Here is a 17,193-nt window from a genome sequence, read left to right on the forward strand (position 1 = left end):
TGTCCTGATCGTTTGATCTTTGCGTCCCTGACGGAAAGGTGTGAATCGGTCGCACCTCTCCCGTTGTCTTTGGCCGCGTTAAAAACCATATTCCAGCGGGTAGATAAAGCAAAATGCTTGCGTCAAACAGACGCTATTTTTGATCTGGATCAAACCCGAAAGGTCGCAACCCATGCCTGAAGCCCCGTTTCGCCCCTTTGAGAGCGCCCTGCCGCAAGATGAAGCACTGGCCATATTGCGCTCGGCAACGGACGGGGCCGAGGATGGAGAGCTGTTTGTCGAGCGTCGGAAATCCGAATCTCTGGTGTTTGACGACGGGCGTCTTCGTACCGCGTCTTATGACGCATCCGAAGGGTTTGGCCTGCGTGCCGTTCAGGGCGAAGTGGCCGGGTACGCGCATTCCACTGACGTATCGATTGCCGCACTGAAACGTGCTGCCGAGACCGCGCGACTGGCGGTTGGCGATGGAGGCGGAACGCTCGCTGAAGCCCCCCGCCCCACGAATACGCGCCTGTACACGGACGAAGACCCAATCGAATCTGCCGCCTTCCCGGTGAAAATCGAAACCCTGCGGGAGATTGACGCCTTTGCCCGCGATCTGGATTCGCGGGTGGTTCAGGTCAGCGCAATGATCGCCGCCGCCGTTCAGGGGGTGGAAATTCTGCGACCCGATGGTGTGATTGTGCGTGACGTGCGCCCCATGACGCGCGTGAATGTCTCGGTCATTGTTGAACAGGACGGGCGGCGCGAAAGCGGATCGGCCGGCGGCGGCGGGCGGGTTGGCCTGAGCGGGCTGATCGACCCGGCCGATTGGCAGGCCAAGGCGCGCGAAGCCCTGCGCATCGCATTGGTCAATCTGGACGCGGTTCCCGCCCCTGCCGGCGTGATGGAGGTTGCACTTGGCCCCGGCTGGCCCGGTATTTTGCTGCACGAAGCCATCGGTCACGGGCTTGAGGGCGATTTCAACCGCAAGGGAAGCTCGGCCTTTGCCGGGCTGATGGGACAACAGATTGCATCCAAGGGCGTGACCGTGGTGGATGACGGCACAATCGCCGACCGTCGCGGCTCGATCACTGTGGATGATGAAGGCACGCCCAGCTCGCGCACCGTGTTGATCGAGGATGGCATCCTGACCGGCTACATGCAGGATCGGCAAAACGCCCGGCTGATGGGCGTTGCGCCCACGGGCAACGGGCGGCGGCAAAGCTATGCGCACAAACCCATGCCCCGCATGACAAATACGATCATGTTGGGGGGCGACGCTGATCCGGCAGCTTTGGTGGCAGATATTAAAGACGGCATCTGGGCGGTTGGATTCGGAGGCGGCCAGGTCGACATCACCAACGGTAAATTCGTTTTCTCGTGCACCGAGGCGTATCGGGTCGAAAACGGCAAGATCGGAGCGCCTGTCAAAGGGGCCACGCTGATCGGCGACGGGCCTTCGGCGTTGAAACGCATCCGCGGCCTTGGCAATGATATGGCTTTGGATCCGGGTATGGGCACCTGCGGCAAGGACGGTCAATGGGTGCCCGTGGGTGTAGGTCAACCGACAGTGCTGATGGACGGGTTGACTGTCGGCGGGTCTGCAGCCTGAGTCGGAAGAGAAGCGCAAAGGCAGGCGTAGGGTTAACCATGCGCCACTTTGATTCGACAGCATTCCAACCAGCGCCATTAATTTGAGCGCCGGCTTGAAAATATTATTTGTTTATTTTCAGAGACTTAATCGTCGCATTCCCCAAGAAATACAGATAAATCGCCGCTAATTATCTGCGATTCAGAGGCTGTTAACCCCCTGTCCCGTAAACCAGTTCTGCAATCAGGCGGAGCAACGGATGACCGAAGAGCAGCTTTCTTCCAATCACCCCCCACTCCCACCCACCACGGAAGAGGACCGGTTTTCGTGGCTTCGTCTGTTGCGCTCTCGCAAGGTCGGCCCGGCGACATTTCGTAGGCTGCTGCGTGAACATGGCTCGGCGCAGAACGCGCTGGCCGCGCTGCCTGAAATGGCACGCGCCGCCGGAATAGAAGGGTATGAAACCTGCCCCCCCGGCGTGATCGAGGCGGAACTCAGGGCCGCAGAAGCCGCCAAAGCGCGGCTTTTGTGCCTTGGGGCCGCGGATTTCCCCGGCGCATTGAACGACCTACCCGATGCCCCGCCCTTGCTTTGGGCCATCGGGGAAGTGTCGCTGTTGCAGAAACCGGCGATTGCGATGGTTGGCGCGCGCAACTGTTCGTCGCTGGGCGCGCGGATGGCGCGTGGTCTGGCGCGCGCCTTGGGCGAAAAGGGACATGTGATTGTCTCGGGTCTGGCGCGCGGCATTGATACGGCGGCGCATATGGCGTCGCTGGACACCGGCACAGTTGCCGTCATGGCTGGTGGTGTCGATGTCATTTACCCGGCCGAGAACACGGAACTGGCGCATAATATCGCGACCAAGGGACTGCGGCTGTCGGAACAACCGATGGACGTGACGCCTCAGGCCAGGCATTTTCCGCGCCGCAACCGGATCATCTCGGGCCTGGCCCAAGCTGTTGTGGTGGTCGAGGCTGCAGCAAAATCCGGCAGCCTGATCACGGCGCGTGACGCCCTGGATCAGGGGCGCGAGGTTCTGGCCGTGCCCGGCCACCCGTTTGACGCCCGCGCTGCCGGGTGCAACCTTTTGATTCGGGACGGTGCGACGCTGGTCCGTTCGGCAGACGACGTTGTCGAGGCGCTGCCACAACAAGGCGATCTGATCTTTGCAAAACCCGAGGAGCCGCCCGCCAAGCAACCACGGCCCGCCGCACTGGATTTGCAGGCGCAAATCCTTGAGCGGTTGGGACCTTCCCCCATCGCCGAAGACCAGTTGCTGCGCGACATTGCGGCCTCGGCCGGGGATCTGGGGCCAGCGCTGGTCGACCTTGAACTGGACGGACGAATCCAGCGCCAGCCGGGCGGGTTGTTGTCTCTGGCAAGCTGATTAGGATGGAAGGCAAGATTGCATAGTCGAATGCTCTGCCTGCAATCCGGCGCGGGTATCACGCTGAAATCACGTCGCTTTTCCGCCTGCCAAAGGAACGCATTGACAATCCCCGCTTGCCCCACACATTTTGCACCACCATAAAAGGCGCCAAATTCGTCGAGCGAGGTTTCCCCTTAAATGCCTGTAGTTGTTGTAGAATCTCCGGCCAAAGCAAAAACAATCAATAAATATCTCGGCCCTGACTACACCGTTCTGGCCTCTTACGGCCATGTGCGGGACCTGCCACCAAAGGACGGATCGGTCGATCCGGACCATGGATTTTCCATGACATGGGAAGTGGGCAATGACAGCCGCAAACATGTAAAGGCCATCGCCGACGCGCTGAAAGAAGACAACGCGCTGATCCTCGCCACTGACCCTGATCGTGAGGGCGAGGCGATCAGCTGGCATTTGCAGGAAGCCCTGACCAAGCGCCGCTCGATCAAGAAAGATACACCGGTCAGCCGGGTGACCTTCAACGCCATCACCAAAGAGGCGGTGACTGAGGCGATGAAGAACCCGCGCGACGTCGATATGCCCCTGGTCGAAGCGTATCTGGCACGCCGCGCCTTGGATTACCTTGTTGGCTTCAACCTGTCACCGGTTCTGTGGCGCAAACTGCCCGGTGCAAAATCCGCAGGTCGGGTGCAATCGGTCTGTCTGCGCCTGATCGTCGAGCGCGAGATGGAGATCGAAGCGTTCAAGCCGGTCGAGTATTGGTCGGTTCGGGCCCTGTTCGAGACACCGCGTGGTCAGACCTATGAGGCGCGGCTGGTCACGTTGGCGGGCAAGAAACTGGACAAGCACGATCTGGCCAACGCGACACAAGCCGAACTGGCGGTTCAGGCCGTCACCAGCCGCGCGCTGCGTGTGACTTCGGTCGAAGCCAAGCCCGCCGCGCGCAACCCAAGCGCGCCGTTCATGACCTCGACCCTGCAACAGGAGGCTAGCCGCAAATTTGGCATGGGCGCGCGCCATGCAATGCAGGTTGCGCAGCGCCTCTATGAGGCCGGATACATTACTTATATGCGAACCGACGGGATCGACATGGCACCCGAGGCCGTGACGGCAACGCGCGACACCATCGCGGACCGGTACGGTGCAGAATATGTGCCGGACAGCCCGCGCATGTACAAGAACAAGGCCAAGAACGCGCAGGAAGCACACGAATGTATCCGCCCCACGGATATGACGCGCGATGCCAAGGCGCTGAAGGTCACGGATGAAGATCAGCGCAAGCTTTATGATCTGATCTGGAAACGGACCATTGCCTGCCAGATGGCGGCAGCACGGTTGGAGCGCACCACGGTCGAGATTGGCAGTGACGACGGTCAGGTCGGTCTGCGAGCCACCGGTCAGGTGGTAATGTTCGACGGGTTCATGCGCGTCTACGAAGAAGGCCGCGATGATGTCGCCGATGATGACGAAAAGCGCCTGCCACAGATCATGGAGGGCGACCCCGCGCGCTTTTCCAAGACCACGCTGCGCGATCAGTTTGCCAAGGCCACCAGCGAGTCGGACAAAGCCGCAATCATGGCCGATAACGAAGCCGTTCTGGCGTTGCAGCATCACACGCAACCGCCCCCGCGCTATACCGAGGCCACTTTGGTCAAGCGGATGGAGGAGTTGGGGATCGGACGTCCTTCGACCTATGCCTCGATCGTGACCACGATTCAGGACCGCGAATATGTGCGCAAGGACAAGAACCGGCTGATCCCCGAGGAAAAGGGCCGGATCGTCACCATCTTTCTGCTGAACTTTTTCCGTCAATACGTTGGATACGAATTCACCGCGAATCTGGAAGAGCAACTGGATGACGTCAGCGCCGGTGATCGTGACTACAAGGATCTGCTGGGCAAGTTCTGGCGTGATTTCTCGGCAGCGATTGGCGAAACATCCGAACTGCGCATATCGGAAGTGCTGGACAAGCTGGACGAGGCATTGGCGCCACAGCTTTACCCCCCGCGTGAAGACGGGTCCGACCCGCGTATCTGCCCGAAATGCGGGTTGGGACAATTGCACCTGAAAACCTCACGCACCGGCGGGTTCGTGGGCTGCGGAAACTATCCGGAGTGCACTTATACGCGGCCTATCGCCGGTGAAGGCGCGGAAGGCGACGAACAATTGCTGGGCGAAGACGCCGGGGATGAGATCTGGCTGAAGTCCGGCCGATTTGGGCCGTATGTCCAGCGAGGCGAACCCACGCCCGAGAACAAGAAGCCTCCGCGCGCCTCGCTTCCACGCGGCTGGAGCAAGGATGACATGGATCTGGACAAGGCGCTGACGCTTCTGTCCCTGCCGCGCCAGATCGGTGAGCACCCCGAAGGCGGCATGATCACCTCGAACTTCGGGCGTTTTGGCCCCTATCTGATGCATCAGTTGGCCGATGAAGCCAAGCCGGTCTATGCCAACCTCAAAGACCCAAACGATGTGTTCGAGATCGGTATGAACCGCGCCGTAGAGCTTTTGGCGGAAAAACGAGCCAATCCCGGTGGGCGCGGGCGCGCAGCGGCAAAAGCTTTGAAAGACCTGGGCGAGCATCCCGATGGCGGCGCGATGCAGGTTCTGGACGGACGGTACGGGCCATATGTGAAGTGGGAAAAGGTCAACGCGACCATCCCGAAAGACATCAAGCCCGAAGACGTGACGCAGGAAATGGCCATCGAACTGGTCAATGAGCGCGCATCCAAGAAGGGCACCAAGAAAAAGGCTGCACCCAAAAAGAAGGCTGCCGCCAAGAAGACAGCAAAGAAAGCGGCTGAATAAACCGGACTTTTGACCGGGACATGTCACCAAACGCGCGGGCCGGTTTCTGAATAAAGGAACCGGCCCGCGTGTTTATGGACTGACGCGATACAGGATAGCGTTGTTCAGTAAAGGAGTTGAGACATGTTCAGAACCGCCATTCTTGTTGCGGCGATAAGCGTTGCGGCTGCCACGCAGGGCCAGGCCGCGCATCACGTCAAGTCCGCCACAGCCGAAATCATCAACGCGCAAGGCGACGTCATTGGTCAGGCGAAGGCGACGCAAGGGCCCAATGGTGTTCTGCTGCACGTGCGCGTCACAGACCTGCCGCCGGGAAAACATGGGTTGCACCTGCACAGCCATGGTGTCTGCGAGGCCGGCGAAGGGTTCAAGACGGCCCAAGGCCATGTTGGCAAAGTTGAAGGCGCACATGGTCTGCTGAACCCTGAAGGCCCCGAGCCCGGCGATCTGCCCAATCTATATGTGGGACAGGATGGTGTGGGCGAGATGGAGGCCTTTACAAACCTTGTTTCGCTTGAGGGTAATGGAGATGTATTGCTGGATGCGGACGGGTCAACTTTCATCATCCACGAAGCTGGCGACGATCACATGAGCCAGCCCATTGGCGGCGCAGGTGGGCGCATCGCCTGCGGGATCCTGATCGCAGACTGACACTATTGTCAGCTGAACTACCGTAGAAATACCTGAACCTTCTGGTTTCATTGACTTCCCCATGACGTGGCGGCAAAACCTGCCCATCACCATGTCATTGGGGGAGTTTTCCATGAAGAAAGTCTATGCCAATGCCGCCGAGGCACTCGATGGGGTGCTGACGGATGGCATGCTGATTGCCGCGGGCGGGTTTGGCCTGTGCGGCATTCCCGAACTGTTGCTTGCTGCCATCCGGGATTCGGGCGTCAAGGACCTGAGCTTTGCGTCGAATAACGCCGGTGTGGACGATTTCGGTATCGGCATCCTGTTGCAGACCAAGCAGGTCAAAAAGATGATCAGCTCGTATGTCGGCGAAAACGCCGAATTCATGCGTCAGTATCTGAGCGGCGAGTTGGAACTGGAATTCAACCCGCAAGGAACACTGGCCGAACGGATGCGCGCCGGTGGGGCCGGTATTCCCGGTTTCTACACCAAGACGGGCGTCGGCACCGTGATTGCGGAAGGCAAGGAGCACAAGGATTTCAACGGCGAGACCTATATCCTTGAGGAAGGCATTTTTGCCGATCTGGCTATCGTCAAGGCCTGGAAGGCTGACGACACCGGCAATCTGGTATTCCGCAAGACTGCCCGCAACTTTAACGTGCCCGCTGCCACCTGCGGCAAGATCTGCGTGGCCGAAGTGGAAGAGATTGTTCCGCGCGGCTCACTGGACCCGGACAAAATCCACCTGCCCGGCATCTATGTGCATCGCATCATTCAGGGCGATCACGAAAAGCGCATCGAACAGCGCACCACCCGCAAGAAGGAGGATGCATAATGCCCTGGGACCGCAATCAGATGGCCGCACGCGCGGCAGAGGAACTGGAAGACGGCATGTATGTGAACCTCGGCATCGGGATTCCGACGCTGGTGGCGAACTATGTGGGCGACAAGGACATCACTCTGCAATCCGAAAACGGAATGCTGGGTATGGGCCCTTTCCCGTATGAGGGCGAAGAAGACCCGGACCTGATCAACGCGGGCAAACAAACGATCACCGAACTGTCCCGCACTGCCTATTTCGACAGCGCCACATCCTTTGCGATGATCCGGGGCGGCAAGATTGCTGCTGCGATTCTGGGTGCCATGGAAGTGGATGAGAAAGGCGACCTGGCAAACTGGATGATTCCCGGCAAGCTGGTGAAAGGCATGGGTGGCGCCATGGACCTGGTTGCGGGCGTTGGGCGCGTGATCGTGGTTATGGACCACACCAACAAGCACGGTGAAAGCAAAGTCCTGAAGGAATGCACTCTGCCACTGACCGGCAAGGGCGTCGTAGATCGCATCATCACCAATCTCGGCGTTCTGGACGTGGTCGAGGGCGGATTGAGGATCGTTGAGCTGGCAGAGGGTGTCAGTGAAGACGAAATGCGCGCCGCGACCGAAGCGACAATCGTCGGCTGAACAAAAGAAAAGGCCCGCCGGATCGAGGCGGGCCTTTTCAGTTTGAGGTCTGGAACACGCATCCATCTGAAATCAGATCCGGCGGCGTCGCGCACAAAGCCCGCGCGATCTGGAAAGCGGCCAGAACTTTGGGGACATAATCCCGGGTTTCGGCAAAAGGCGGCACGCCGCTGTGTTTACGTACGGCCCCTTCGCCCGCGTTGTAACCGGCCAGAACCAAAATCGGGTCGTTCCCGAACTCTTCCATCAACCAGTTGAGGTATTTCACGCCCCCGGCGATGTTCTGCGAGGGTTGCAGACTGTCCTTAACACCGAAGCGGGCAGCTGTAGCGGGCATCAACTGCATAAGCCCCTGCGCGCCGGCCGAACTGACGGCATCTGCGCGACCGGCCGATTCAACCGAAATGACGGCCAGCACCAGCGCTGGCGACACATTGGTTCCCACGGTTGACCGCAAAATCTCGATCCCGCGTTCTTTTGCTATGTTTTGCAGCGATTGCAGCCGGGGCGATCTTACATTCGTCGCCGCCAGCGCGTTTATCGCAGCATCAAGCCGCCCGGCCCCGCCTTCATCAATGTGCGGTGAAATGCGGTCCCAGAATGCCTTGTACGACCCTTTAGGGTCAGGCGCGGCACCGATTCCCGGCACTGTGGGCTGAACCACTTTGGTTCTTGCTATGATTTCTGGAACCACCAGTTCCACCCCTGTGCTGGGCGCTGAGGGCTTGGCCGCGTGTTCCTCGGGGGTGATCTGAATCGTCACGCGAGGACGCTCACCCGGCTTGGGGGCTTTGATCCGCTTGTAAACTCCGCGCGGCTCAACCTCGGTCGCATACCCGGGTGCGACACCAGATAGTAGAAACGCCAGTACACCGGCGCATTGAAGTGCGTTCCGGAGAGTCATGTGCCTGCCTCATGTATTCTTTTTACGCGATTTGAACCGCGAATCTTCGCCCAAAGCCAGAAAAACAAAGCGAATTGGGGCAATTTCGCCTCATTTGGCGTAAATTTGCACCGCTACAGAGCGCTTGGCATCAATCAAAGAATTTTTTTTTGTCTTATTTACAAATGCTTACGCATTTAGTGACCAAAAAGTTAAGCCGCGCGAAAAAAAATCTGTGTTTGGCCCAATTCCTGCCACGCACAACAGGCAAACATTAATCCATACCGAGACGGACATGAGCGGACTGAGAGAGAAAGCTCTGAAGAACGCCGAGGTTTGTTAAACTCTTTTTGATCCTTTAGGAGGGACGTAACATGATCAAGTTCATCAAGAACTTCCGCAAAGACGAAGACGGCGCAGTAACAGTTGACTGGGTTGTTCTGACCGCAGCAGTCATCGGCCTGGCAGCCGTTGCATACCAGCAGATCTCGGCTGGCGCGACCGGCCTGGCAACAGACGTGAACACTGCGCTGAACGCATCGACAATCAGCACCGGCAGCAACACCGCAACAGGTGGTATCACAACTGCAGGTTCCAACTAAGCCACTGGCTTAGAGAGATTTCGAGACCGCGCCTTTCAGGCGCGGTCTTTTTTGTTTCAGGAGCACCGACATCTTCTGAGACTAAAATACAGGCCAGCAAACATAGCCTGCGCGCCGCGCTGCGAGCACCGCCGAATTAATCGCGCCCCTTGTGCAGGTCTCTTCGCAACAAGAACACGTGAAAAAGTGTGGGATCTTAGATGTTTCCACCGAAATCAATTTTTGGCCTGATTTCTGCCATCCGAACGAACCACTTTTAGGCAACGTTAAGGAAAACACCGAATTTTCGTATTGGAGATAAGTAGATGCTAAAGTTCCTTAATCGGTTCAAATTGGACGAAACGGGAGCGGTGACCGTTGACTGGGTGGTTTTGACCGCAGTGCTCATTGGTCTGTCAGGCGCGACCTACCTCGTCATCAGCTCAAGTGTTGATGGTATCGGCGGTAATATCAACCAAGCCATGAGTTCCTCTGTTGTTAGCACCGGCTCAAACACCGCCCCTGGCGGCCTCGTCACAGCGGGAACCAACTGAACCGCAGCGAGTTTTCACATTCACCCGCTTTCCTGAGCGTAGTGGTGAACATGTAGCGCAAATAAACGCGGCGACCCTTTTGGGCGCGGCGTTTGTTTTGTTGTTCCTGGTCCAGCCTGCTGCAAGGAAATGACAGCAGTTTTTTTGTGGATTTGTGCGAAAGCTGACGCAGAATCTAACAAGCAGACATTTTTGTCCCACATTTCGACACAATTTACATTTAACACTTGGGCTGTTTCAAAGCGGCCCTTTGGCCGCTTAGTATTCGACTAAATAAGAAAGAGGTGCATGTATGCGAGCGGTATTCGGACTTGTCCTGATTGTCGGCGTTGCTCTGGCTGGGGGCGCCGTTTACATGGCGCGCAACTATATTGCGGCTTACCAAAGCGAACTGGCGCGACAGAAACAAGCGGCGGAAGAAGCGCTGGCCAATGCCAAAGTCGATGTCATTCCAACGGTAACTGTTTACGTTTCAAATCGTGCACTGAAATACGGTGAACGCCTGACCCAGGAAGACGTTCGCGCCGTAGACTGGCCAGAAAACGCGATTCCCGCAGGTACATTCTCTGATCTCACTGTGCTGTTTCCCGAAAGTGGTGCCAATGAGCGTTATATTCTGAGGACCATGGAAAAGGATGAGGCGATTATGGAGGTCAAGATTACACGGCCTGGCGAATCGGCTGGCCTGACCTCGCGACTTGAAAAAGGTATGCGCGCCTTTGCGATTAGCGTCGACGTGGCCTCCGGTGTTTCAGGGTTCCTGCGCCCCGGCGACAATGTTGACATCTACTGGACCGGATCGAGCGGCACCGTCGAGGGCAATACCGGCGGCATCACCAAACTGATCGAAGCCAACGTTCAGCTCATCGCCGTCGACCAGACCGCTGGTTCGGACGTCGCAAGCGCAACGATTGCGCGCACAGTCACGGTCGCAGCCACGCCGGAACAGGTTGCTGCGTTGGCGCAGGCCCAAAACACCGGTCGCCTGTCACTGGCTCTTGTAGGGGTGCAGGATGACTCAGTTGCGTCGACAATCGAGGTGGATCAGCGCAAACTGCTTGGAATTACGGCAGCCGCACCGGAACCCGAAAAAGAAGTTGAACAGGTCTGCACGACGCGCATCAGACGCGGTGGCGAGATTGTCAACGTGCCTATCCCCTGCACAAATTGACGCCAATTCAGAGTGTTACAAGATCGGAGCCGCATCACAGATGCGGCTCTTTTCTTGTTGTTGTTGCCAATTCTCCACATAAGGAAAATTCCAGAAACCATTGATTATTGCAATAAATTCGGATTTCGCGCAGTCTCTTTGCACATAGGGCATAAGACCCAAAAAACGAGGCGTGATCGGAGAGGCAGGTCACATGACAATACGTTCCTGGATCAGCGCAACCCTGCTGGGGTTGTCGCTTGTTATGGGCCCGGTCGGCGATGCCGCCTGGGCTGAAACCCTTCGCGTGGTAAAAAAGGGCACGGTGGAAACACTGGATGTACCAATGAATCGCGCGATTGTTGTGGAAAGCGAACAACCGTTTGCAGAGCTCAGCATTGCCAACGCAGGCATTGCGGATATCTCGTCGCTTTCGGATCGCACAATCTATGTTTTGGGTAAGGCCCCTGGCCTGACCACGCTGACACTGTTCGATGGCGCGGGAAATCTGCTGGCCAACGTACGTGTCCGGGTTGCGCCCGATGTAACCGAATTTAAAGAGCGCCTGCGTCAGATCCTGCCAAACGAGCAGGTGGAAGTGCGCACCGCCAATGATGGGATTGTGCTATCCGGCACGGTTTCAAGCGCAGCCAAACTGGCCCGCGCACTTGAATTGGCTGAACGGTACGCGCCGGAACGTGTTTCGAACCTGATGTCCGTTGGTGGCGTGCAGCAAGTTATGCTGAAGGTACGCTTCGCCGAGATGAACCGCACCGTCGCCAAAAACCTGACAGCCTCGCTTGGCTTCGGTGGCAGTGACATTACTGGTGGTTTCAACACGCTCAACAACCAGCTTTCGCTGAATAACGCTATCGCAAACAATATCCCTAACGTTCAAACAAACACAGGTGCGATCTTGTTTGGGTTTGGCGCGGGTTCAACGCAGGTCCGTCTGTTGCTGGAAGCGCTTGAAAGCAAGGGGTTGGCCCGTAGCCTGGCCGAACCGAATCTATCTGCTCTGTCTGGGCAAGAAGCAACGTTCCTGGCAGGCGGCGAAGTTCCGATTCCAGTACCACAGGATGACGGCGTCGTAGCTATTGAATATAAGGCCTTCGGTGTCGAGATGGACTTCATCCCACGTGTTGTGGATGGTAACCTGATCAACCTTGAAATGGGAACTGCCGTTTCCAGCATCGATCAAAGCTCGGACTTTACGATCAACGGCGATTCTGTTCCCAGCTTCATCACTCGTCGTGCCACGACTACAATTGAACTGCGCGATGGGGAAAGCTTTGCCATTGCGGGTCTGATTCAGGATGATTTTGCTGATCTCAGCAATCAGGTCCCGTGGCTAGGAGATGTTCCGGTGCTGGGCGCTTTGTTTCGCAGCGCGAACTATCAACGCGCTCAAAGCGAACTTGTGATCATCATCACGGCGCATCTTGTAACGCCGACACGCGGCGAGGCGCTAGCCCTTCCCACCGATCGTGTCAAACCGCCCAGCGAATTTGACCTGTTCGTGAACGGTCGGGTCGCACGCACTCAGCGTCCCGGGGCTGGTGGAGCATCCGAAGTTGCCAAACAGGATTTCGGCAGCTCGTACGGCTACGTCCTAGATTGATCAGGAGGATAGGACCAATGCAGAAGTGGATCATCACACTGGGTCTTACGGTCGCCGTTGCCGCATGTACGCGCGAGGCCGGATACGAGATCGATGCCGGAACCTTCGGAAACGCGACATTGAACAATATACAGGTTCAAAACGGCGAGTTGACATATGCTCAGATTCTCGGTCGCAGATTTGCCGCAGATGTGCCCAGTCAAGTGAACTTTGCCTTCAACAGTTCGCAACTGGACGCTTCAGCTCAACGCATTCTGCTGCAGCAGGCTGACTGGATCAAACAGTTCCCCGAAGCCAGGTTCCGGGTTTACGGACATACGGATGCCGTAGGCTCAACAAGCTACAACAAGAGCCTTGGGATGCGCCGCGCACAAGCGGTGGTCACATTCCTTGAACGGCAAGGAATCTCGCGTTCACGTCTTGAAGCCGTTGTATCCTTTGGAAAAACGCAGCCGCTAATTGCAACGCCGAATCGGGATCGCCGCAACCGCCGCACCGTAACGGAAGTTTCCGGCTTTGTTGACCGTCACCCGCAACTGCTTGATGGCAAATACGCCAACGTCATTTACCGCGAATACGTTGAAAGCGCGACGTGGAAGAGCACGATTGAACAGGTGACCGCGACAGACGCCTCTGATGCGGGTGAATAATATATGCGAAATGGGCGACATCGTCGCCCATTTCCCTACAATTGGTTCTTTTGCGCCCAATTCTTGCCCAACTTCAGAGCAACTTTGTGAACAATAGGGTGACCTGCGGCCAAATTTGACCGTATTGGGGCGACAGCACATCAATCTGGCGGAATTCGTTCATATGACATGCTGAGCCCTCACGACGAGGATAGTGTTTATGACCAGCGCAACGCCGCAAGACGAAAATTCTGCAATCCTGGCCTGCACCATAAGCCGGGATGTCCAGAACTTTGACCTTCTGATTGAAGACATGGAAACCATTCTGGGCGAGCGCTGGGGCGACCTGGGCTTTGCCGAAGCGCTGGCCTTTTTCAGCCAGCCAGAAGCCGAAGCGCTTGAATTCGTTGCATTGGCAATCGACGGGGAAGATGAAGACAACCTGTCATTGATGGGTGAAATCATCACGCGGGCCAAGGAAAAGAAGATCAAGGTCGTCCTGATCGCCGAAGACGTCACACCAGCTTCGCTCCACCAATTGCTGCGCAAGGGCGCGGACGAATTTGTCCCCTACCCGCTGCCGGAAGGTGAATTGCAGGAAGCGGTCGAACGAATGAAGCAGCCCGATCCGGTTGTCATGGCGCAAGCAGCAGCTGTTCCATTGGCGAATGGCGAATCGAAAGAAGGCGCGCTGTTCGTTGTTCAGGGACTGGCCGGTGGCGTTGGATCCACGACTTTGGCGGTAAACCTGGCTTGGGAACTGGCCTGTGCATCGGACAAGGATGCCCCGTCCGTCTGTCTGATCGATCTAGATCTGCAATACGGCACGGTTTCAACCTATCTGGACCTCGCACGCCGCGAGACGGTGTTCGAAATGCTGTCGGATACGGATTCGATGGACAGCGAGGTTTTCTCGCAAGCCCTTCAAACGTATGAAGAAAAACTGCAAGTTCTGACCGCGCCATCCGACATGGTGCCGTTGGATCTGATTACCCCCGAAGACATCCAGCGCGTAATCGACATGGCGCGCACGCATTTCGACTATGTGATTGTGGATATGCCCAAGACGTTGGTCTTGTGGTCGGAAACGGTCTTGCAGGCGGCGCATGTGTATTTTGCGGTGATCGAGCTAGATATGCGCTCGGCTCAGAACGCCCTGCGCCTCAAGCGCGCATTGCAGGCCGAAGAACTGCCCTTCAACAAGCTGCGCTTTGCGCTGAACCGGGCCCCCAAATTCACCGATTTGAATGGAAAAAGCCGCGTGAAACGTATGGGGGAAAGCCTTGGCATCTCAATTGACCTGCTGCTGCCTGATGGGGGCAAACCTGTCATGCAAAGTGGCGATCATGGCCTGCCGCTGGCAAATTCGGCCGCCAAGAACCCGCTTCGCCGGGAAATCGCGAAGCTGGCAAAATCACTTCACAGCCTTGGCAGCAGCAGCGCTGAAGCTGCGTAACATCATCCCAAGGGGGGATCGCCGTGTTCTCAAGATATAAAAAACAGCCAGCAGCGCAGCCGGTAAAAGCAGCTGCGCAGCCAGCCGAGACAGCGGCACCCGCCGCACAAGCTGCCCCCACCCCCGCAGCAACTGCCGTCGCACGCAGACCTCAGAAGAAAGCCGCCGAGGTTGCTGGGGCCGACCGTGATCGAAAGCGCAAAGAGCGGTTGAGTGAGATCAAGATCGAACTGCACCGCGAGTTGCTGGAAAACCTGAACCTCGCGGCTTTGGAGACCGCAGCAGAAGCGGAACTGCGGGCTGAAATCAGCGCGATCGCCAGCGAAGTTCTGGAAACCAGGAACATCGTTCTGAATCGCGACGACCGATCGCAGCTGAACAAAGAACTTTATGATGAAGTAACAGGCCTTGGCCCGCTTGAGACGCTGCTGCAGGACGATACGGTCAACGATATTCTGGTCAACGGACCGCATCAGATATTCGTGGAACGTGCCGGCAAGCTGGAAATCAGCGACATCACGTTCAAGGATGAAAAGCACCTGATGCGGATCATCGATAAAATCGTGTCAGCGGTAGGCCGTCGAGTCGATGAATCCAACCCCTATGTTGACGCCCGACTGGCCGATGGATCGCGTTTCAACGCCATGGTGCCCCCTATCGCGGTTGATGGGTCTCTGGTTTCGATTCGTAAGTTCAAAAAAGACAAGCTGGGTATTGATGATCTGGTCAACTTCGGTGCGTTCACCGAAGAAATGGCCGCCTACTTGCAAGCTGCCGTGTCGACCCGCCTGAACGTCATTGTGTCGGGCGGTACCGGTTCTGGTAAAACGACCACACTCAACGCTCTGTCCAGCTTTATCGACGATGCCGAACGCATCCTGACCATCGAGGATACAGCGGAACTCCAGCTGCAACAGACGCATGTGGGCCGGATGGAAAGCCGCCCGCCCAACGTGGAAGGCAAAGGTGAAGTCAGCCCGCGCGACTGTCTGAAAAACGCCCTGCGTATGCGTCCTGACCGCATCATCGTGGGCGAGACACGCGGCGCCGAGGTGATCGACATGTTGCAGGCCATGAACACTGGTCACGACGGTTCGATGACCACGATCCACGCGAACTCGGCCCGTGACGGGATTTCACGTTTGGAAAACATGATCGCGATGGCGGGCATCGAAATGCCCATCAAGGCAGTCCGCAGCCAGATCGCAAGCGCTGTGAACCTGATCGTTCAGGCCAGCCGATTGCAGGATGGTTCACGCCGGATGACCTCGATCACCGAGATTACCGGCATGGAAGGTGACGTGATTTCGATGCAGGAAATCTTTCGTTTTCAACGTGTTGGCCTTACACCTGACAACAAGATCATCGGTCACTTTACGGCTACTGGTGTGCGCAGCCACTATTCGGAACGCTTCCGTCTGTGGGGTTTTGATCTGCCCGCATCCATCTACGACCCAACCACAATGTAGGAGAACCGGGTATGCAATTGCCTATGGAGGCGATTATCTATGTCGCCATCTTTGTGGGGGTTCTTGCCCTGGTCGAGGGCATCTATCTGGTTGCGTTCGGCAAATCCATCAGCCTGAACAGCCGGGTAAACCGGCGTCTGGACATGCTGGAAAAGGGTGCCGGGCGCGAACAGGTTCTGGAGCAGCTGCGCAAGGAAATGCAGCAGCACATGAAATCACAGAGCATCCCTCTGTATTCGCTGCTTGCTGACAAAGCTCAAAAAGCCGCGATTGCGTTTTCTCCCCGTCAGCTGATCATGATCATGGCGCTGGTCTCGGCCATGGCGTTTGTCGGTCTGAGCATCGGTACCGCGACAGAAACGGCGCTGCGCGCCGCGATTTCAATCGCCATCGGTATTGGCGGTGTTTACGCGTGGGTGAACCACAAGGCCAAGAAACGTATGGGCATGATCGAAGAGCAACTGCCTGACGCGGTTGAGCTGATGGTGCGTTCGCTGCGTGTGGGTAATCCCTTTGTTTCGACAATTCAGGTTGTTTCGAACGAAGTTCAGGATCCGCTGGGTACCGAGTTTGGCGTTATCGCGGATGAATGCGCCTATGGTCGCGATGTGGGCGAGGCGCTGAAGGATATGGCTGAACGTCTGGATATGCAGGATTTGCGGTTCCTGGCGGTTGCAGTGGGTATTCAGCAGCAGTCCGGTGGTAACCTAGCCGAGATTCTGGCTGGATTGGCACAGGTGATCCGCGCGCGGTTCCGCCTGTTCCGACGCGTCAAGGCCATCACGGCCGAAGCACAGTGGTCCGGCAAGTTCCTGTCTGGCTTCCCAATTGCGTGTCTGATTTTCATCCTGGTCAAGGATCCGGGGTATTATGACGAAGTGTTGGATCACCCCTGGTTCATCCCTGCGTGTTTCGTTGTCGGCATTTTGCTGACACTGAACCTGATCGTTATGAAGATCATCACCAACATCAAGGTCTGAGGGCAGCA

At 57.0% G+C, this 17,193-nt stretch carries 15 protein-coding genes; 14 read left to right on the forward strand and 1 reads right to left on the reverse strand.

The window, feature by feature from the left end; genetic code table 11:
* Window positions 1–172 precede the first annotated feature (172 nt).
* The 6 genes from tldD to I9182_RS10330 all read left to right on the forward strand — a co-directional run bounded on the left by tldD (window position 173) and on the right by I9182_RS10330 (window position 7,862).
* Window positions 173–1,594: a metalloprotease TldD gene (tldD, locus tag I9182_RS10305; protein ID WP_209598178.1), complete on the forward strand. Its 1,422-nt coding sequence runs from the start codon at window positions 173–175 to the stop codon at window positions 1,592–1,594.
* A 238-nt stretch (window positions 1,595–1,832) separates the two neighbouring features.
* Window positions 1,833–2,960 (forward strand): DNA-processing protein DprA, encoded by a 1,128-nt coding sequence (gene dprA / locus I9182_RS10310; RefSeq protein WP_209598179.1) that lies wholly within the window; start codon window positions 1,833–1,835, stop codon window positions 2,958–2,960.
* A 180-nt stretch (window positions 2,961–3,140) separates the two neighbouring features.
* Window positions 3,141–5,768 (forward strand): type I DNA topoisomerase, encoded by a 2,628-nt coding sequence (topA, locus tag I9182_RS10315; protein WP_209598180.1) that lies wholly within the window; start codon window positions 3,141–3,143, stop codon window positions 5,766–5,768.
* A 123-nt stretch (window positions 5,769–5,891) separates the two neighbouring features.
* On the forward strand, window positions 5,892–6,419 hold the full coding sequence (locus I9182_RS10320) for a superoxide dismutase family protein (RefSeq protein WP_209598181.1): 528 nt from the start codon (window positions 5,892–5,894) through the stop codon (window positions 6,417–6,419).
* Between the two features lie 112 nt (window positions 6,420–6,531).
* The gene (locus tag I9182_RS10325; RefSeq protein ID WP_209505579.1) at window positions 6,532–7,236 is read left to right on the forward strand and encodes a CoA transferase subunit A; all 705 of its coding nucleotides are present in this window, start codon (window positions 6,532–6,534) and stop codon (window positions 7,234–7,236) included.
* Window positions 7,236–7,862 carry a CoA transferase subunit B gene (locus I9182_RS10330; protein WP_209505577.1) on the forward strand — a complete coding sequence of 209 codons (627 nt, stop codon included), beginning with the start codon at window positions 7,236–7,238 and terminating at the stop codon, window positions 7,860–7,862. The genes I9182_RS10325 and I9182_RS10330 overlap by 1 nt, the downstream gene beginning before the upstream one ends.
* A gap of 37 nt (window positions 7,863–7,899) precedes the next feature.
* Here the strand turns inward: I9182_RS10330 and I9182_RS10335 are convergent, their stop codons facing one another.
* Window positions 7,900–8,766, reverse strand: coding sequence for a lytic transglycosylase domain-containing protein (locus I9182_RS10335; protein ID WP_209505575.1), 867 nt, complete (start codon window positions 8,764–8,766; stop codon window positions 7,900–7,902).
* A gap of 353 nt (window positions 8,767–9,119) precedes the next feature.
* On the opposite strand from I9182_RS10335, the gene I9182_RS10340 reads away from it, so the two are divergent.
* The 8 genes from I9182_RS10340 (at window position 9,120) to I9182_RS10375 (ending at window position 17,185) form a co-directional block, all read left to right on the forward strand.
* Entirely contained in the window at window positions 9,120–9,347 is a 228-nt protein-coding gene (locus I9182_RS10340) for a hypothetical protein (protein ID WP_209505573.1), read from the forward strand.
* Between the two features lie 305 nt (window positions 9,348–9,652).
* Complete coding sequence (locus I9182_RS10345) at window positions 9,653–9,880, forward strand: hypothetical protein (protein WP_209598182.1); 228 nt, start codon at window positions 9,653–9,655, stop codon at window positions 9,878–9,880.
* A gap of 292 nt (window positions 9,881–10,172) precedes the next feature.
* Window positions 10,173–11,051: a Flp pilus assembly protein CpaB gene (gene cpaB / locus I9182_RS10350; RefSeq protein ID WP_209505569.1), complete on the forward strand. Its 879-nt coding sequence runs from the start codon at window positions 10,173–10,175 to the stop codon at window positions 11,049–11,051.
* Between the two features lie 193 nt (window positions 11,052–11,244).
* Entirely contained in the window at window positions 11,245–12,651 is a 1,407-nt protein-coding gene (locus I9182_RS10355) for a type II and III secretion system protein family protein (protein ID WP_209505566.1), read from the forward strand.
* Between the two features lie 17 nt (window positions 12,652–12,668).
* Window positions 12,669–13,301 (forward strand): OmpA family protein, encoded by a 633-nt coding sequence (locus I9182_RS10360; protein ID WP_209505564.1) that lies wholly within the window; start codon window positions 12,669–12,671, stop codon window positions 13,299–13,301.
* Between the two features lie 199 nt (window positions 13,302–13,500).
* Complete coding sequence (locus tag I9182_RS10365; RefSeq protein WP_209598183.1) at window positions 13,501–14,736, forward strand: AAA family ATPase; 1,236 nt, start codon at window positions 13,501–13,503, stop codon at window positions 14,734–14,736.
* Between the two features lie 23 nt (window positions 14,737–14,759).
* Complete coding sequence (locus I9182_RS10370) at window positions 14,760–16,205, forward strand: CpaF family protein (protein WP_209505559.1); 1,446 nt, start codon at window positions 14,760–14,762, stop codon at window positions 16,203–16,205.
* A gap of 11 nt (window positions 16,206–16,216) precedes the next feature.
* On the forward strand, window positions 16,217–17,185 hold the full coding sequence (locus I9182_RS10375) for a type II secretion system F family protein (protein WP_209505557.1): 969 nt from the start codon (window positions 16,217–16,219) through the stop codon (window positions 17,183–17,185).
* The last annotated feature ends 8 nt before the right edge of the window (window positions 17,186–17,193 follow it).

The sequence above is a fragment of the Ruegeria sp. HKCCSP351 genome (genome assembly GCF_017872535.1).
Classification (GTDB): Bacteria; Pseudomonadota; Alphaproteobacteria; order Rhodobacterales; family Rhodobacteraceae; genus Ruegeria.

Bases quoted from the DNA above. Each gene is read 5' to 3' on its own strand.
- tldD (WP_209598178.1), top strand. From the start codon at position 173: ATGCCTGAAGCCCCGTTTCGCCCCTTTGAGAGCGCCCTGCCGCAAGAT.
- dprA (WP_209598179.1), top strand. From the start codon at position 1,833: ATGACCGAAGAGCAGCTTTCTTCCAATCACCCCCCACTCCCACCCACC.
- topA (WP_209598180.1), top strand. From the start codon at position 3,141: ATGCCTGTAGTTGTTGTAGAATCTCCGGCCAAAGCAAAAACAATCAAT.
- I9182_RS10320 (WP_209598181.1), top strand. From the start codon at position 5,892: ATGTTCAGAACCGCCATTCTTGTTGCGGCGATAAGCGTTGCGGCTGCC.
- I9182_RS10325 (WP_209505579.1), top strand. From the start codon at position 6,532: ATGAAGAAAGTCTATGCCAATGCCGCCGAGGCACTCGATGGGGTGCTG.
- I9182_RS10330 (WP_209505577.1), top strand. From the start codon at position 7,236: ATGCCCTGGGACCGCAATCAGATGGCCGCACGCGCGGCAGAGGAACTG.
- I9182_RS10335 (WP_209505575.1), bottom strand. From the start codon at position 8,766: ATGACTCTCCGGAACGCACTTCAATGCGCCGGTGTACTGGCGTTTCTA.
- I9182_RS10340 (WP_209505573.1), top strand. From the start codon at position 9,120: ATGATCAAGTTCATCAAGAACTTCCGCAAAGACGAAGACGGCGCAGTA.
- I9182_RS10345 (WP_209598182.1), top strand. From the start codon at position 9,653: ATGCTAAAGTTCCTTAATCGGTTCAAATTGGACGAAACGGGAGCGGTG.
- cpaB (WP_209505569.1), top strand. From the start codon at position 10,173: ATGCGAGCGGTATTCGGACTTGTCCTGATTGTCGGCGTTGCTCTGGCT.
- I9182_RS10355 (WP_209505566.1), top strand. From the start codon at position 11,245: ATGACAATACGTTCCTGGATCAGCGCAACCCTGCTGGGGTTGTCGCTT.
- I9182_RS10360 (WP_209505564.1), top strand. From the start codon at position 12,669: ATGCAGAAGTGGATCATCACACTGGGTCTTACGGTCGCCGTTGCCGCA.
- I9182_RS10365 (WP_209598183.1), top strand. From the start codon at position 13,501: ATGACCAGCGCAACGCCGCAAGACGAAAATTCTGCAATCCTGGCCTGC.
- I9182_RS10375 (WP_209505557.1), top strand. From the start codon at position 16,217: ATGCAATTGCCTATGGAGGCGATTATCTATGTCGCCATCTTTGTGGGG.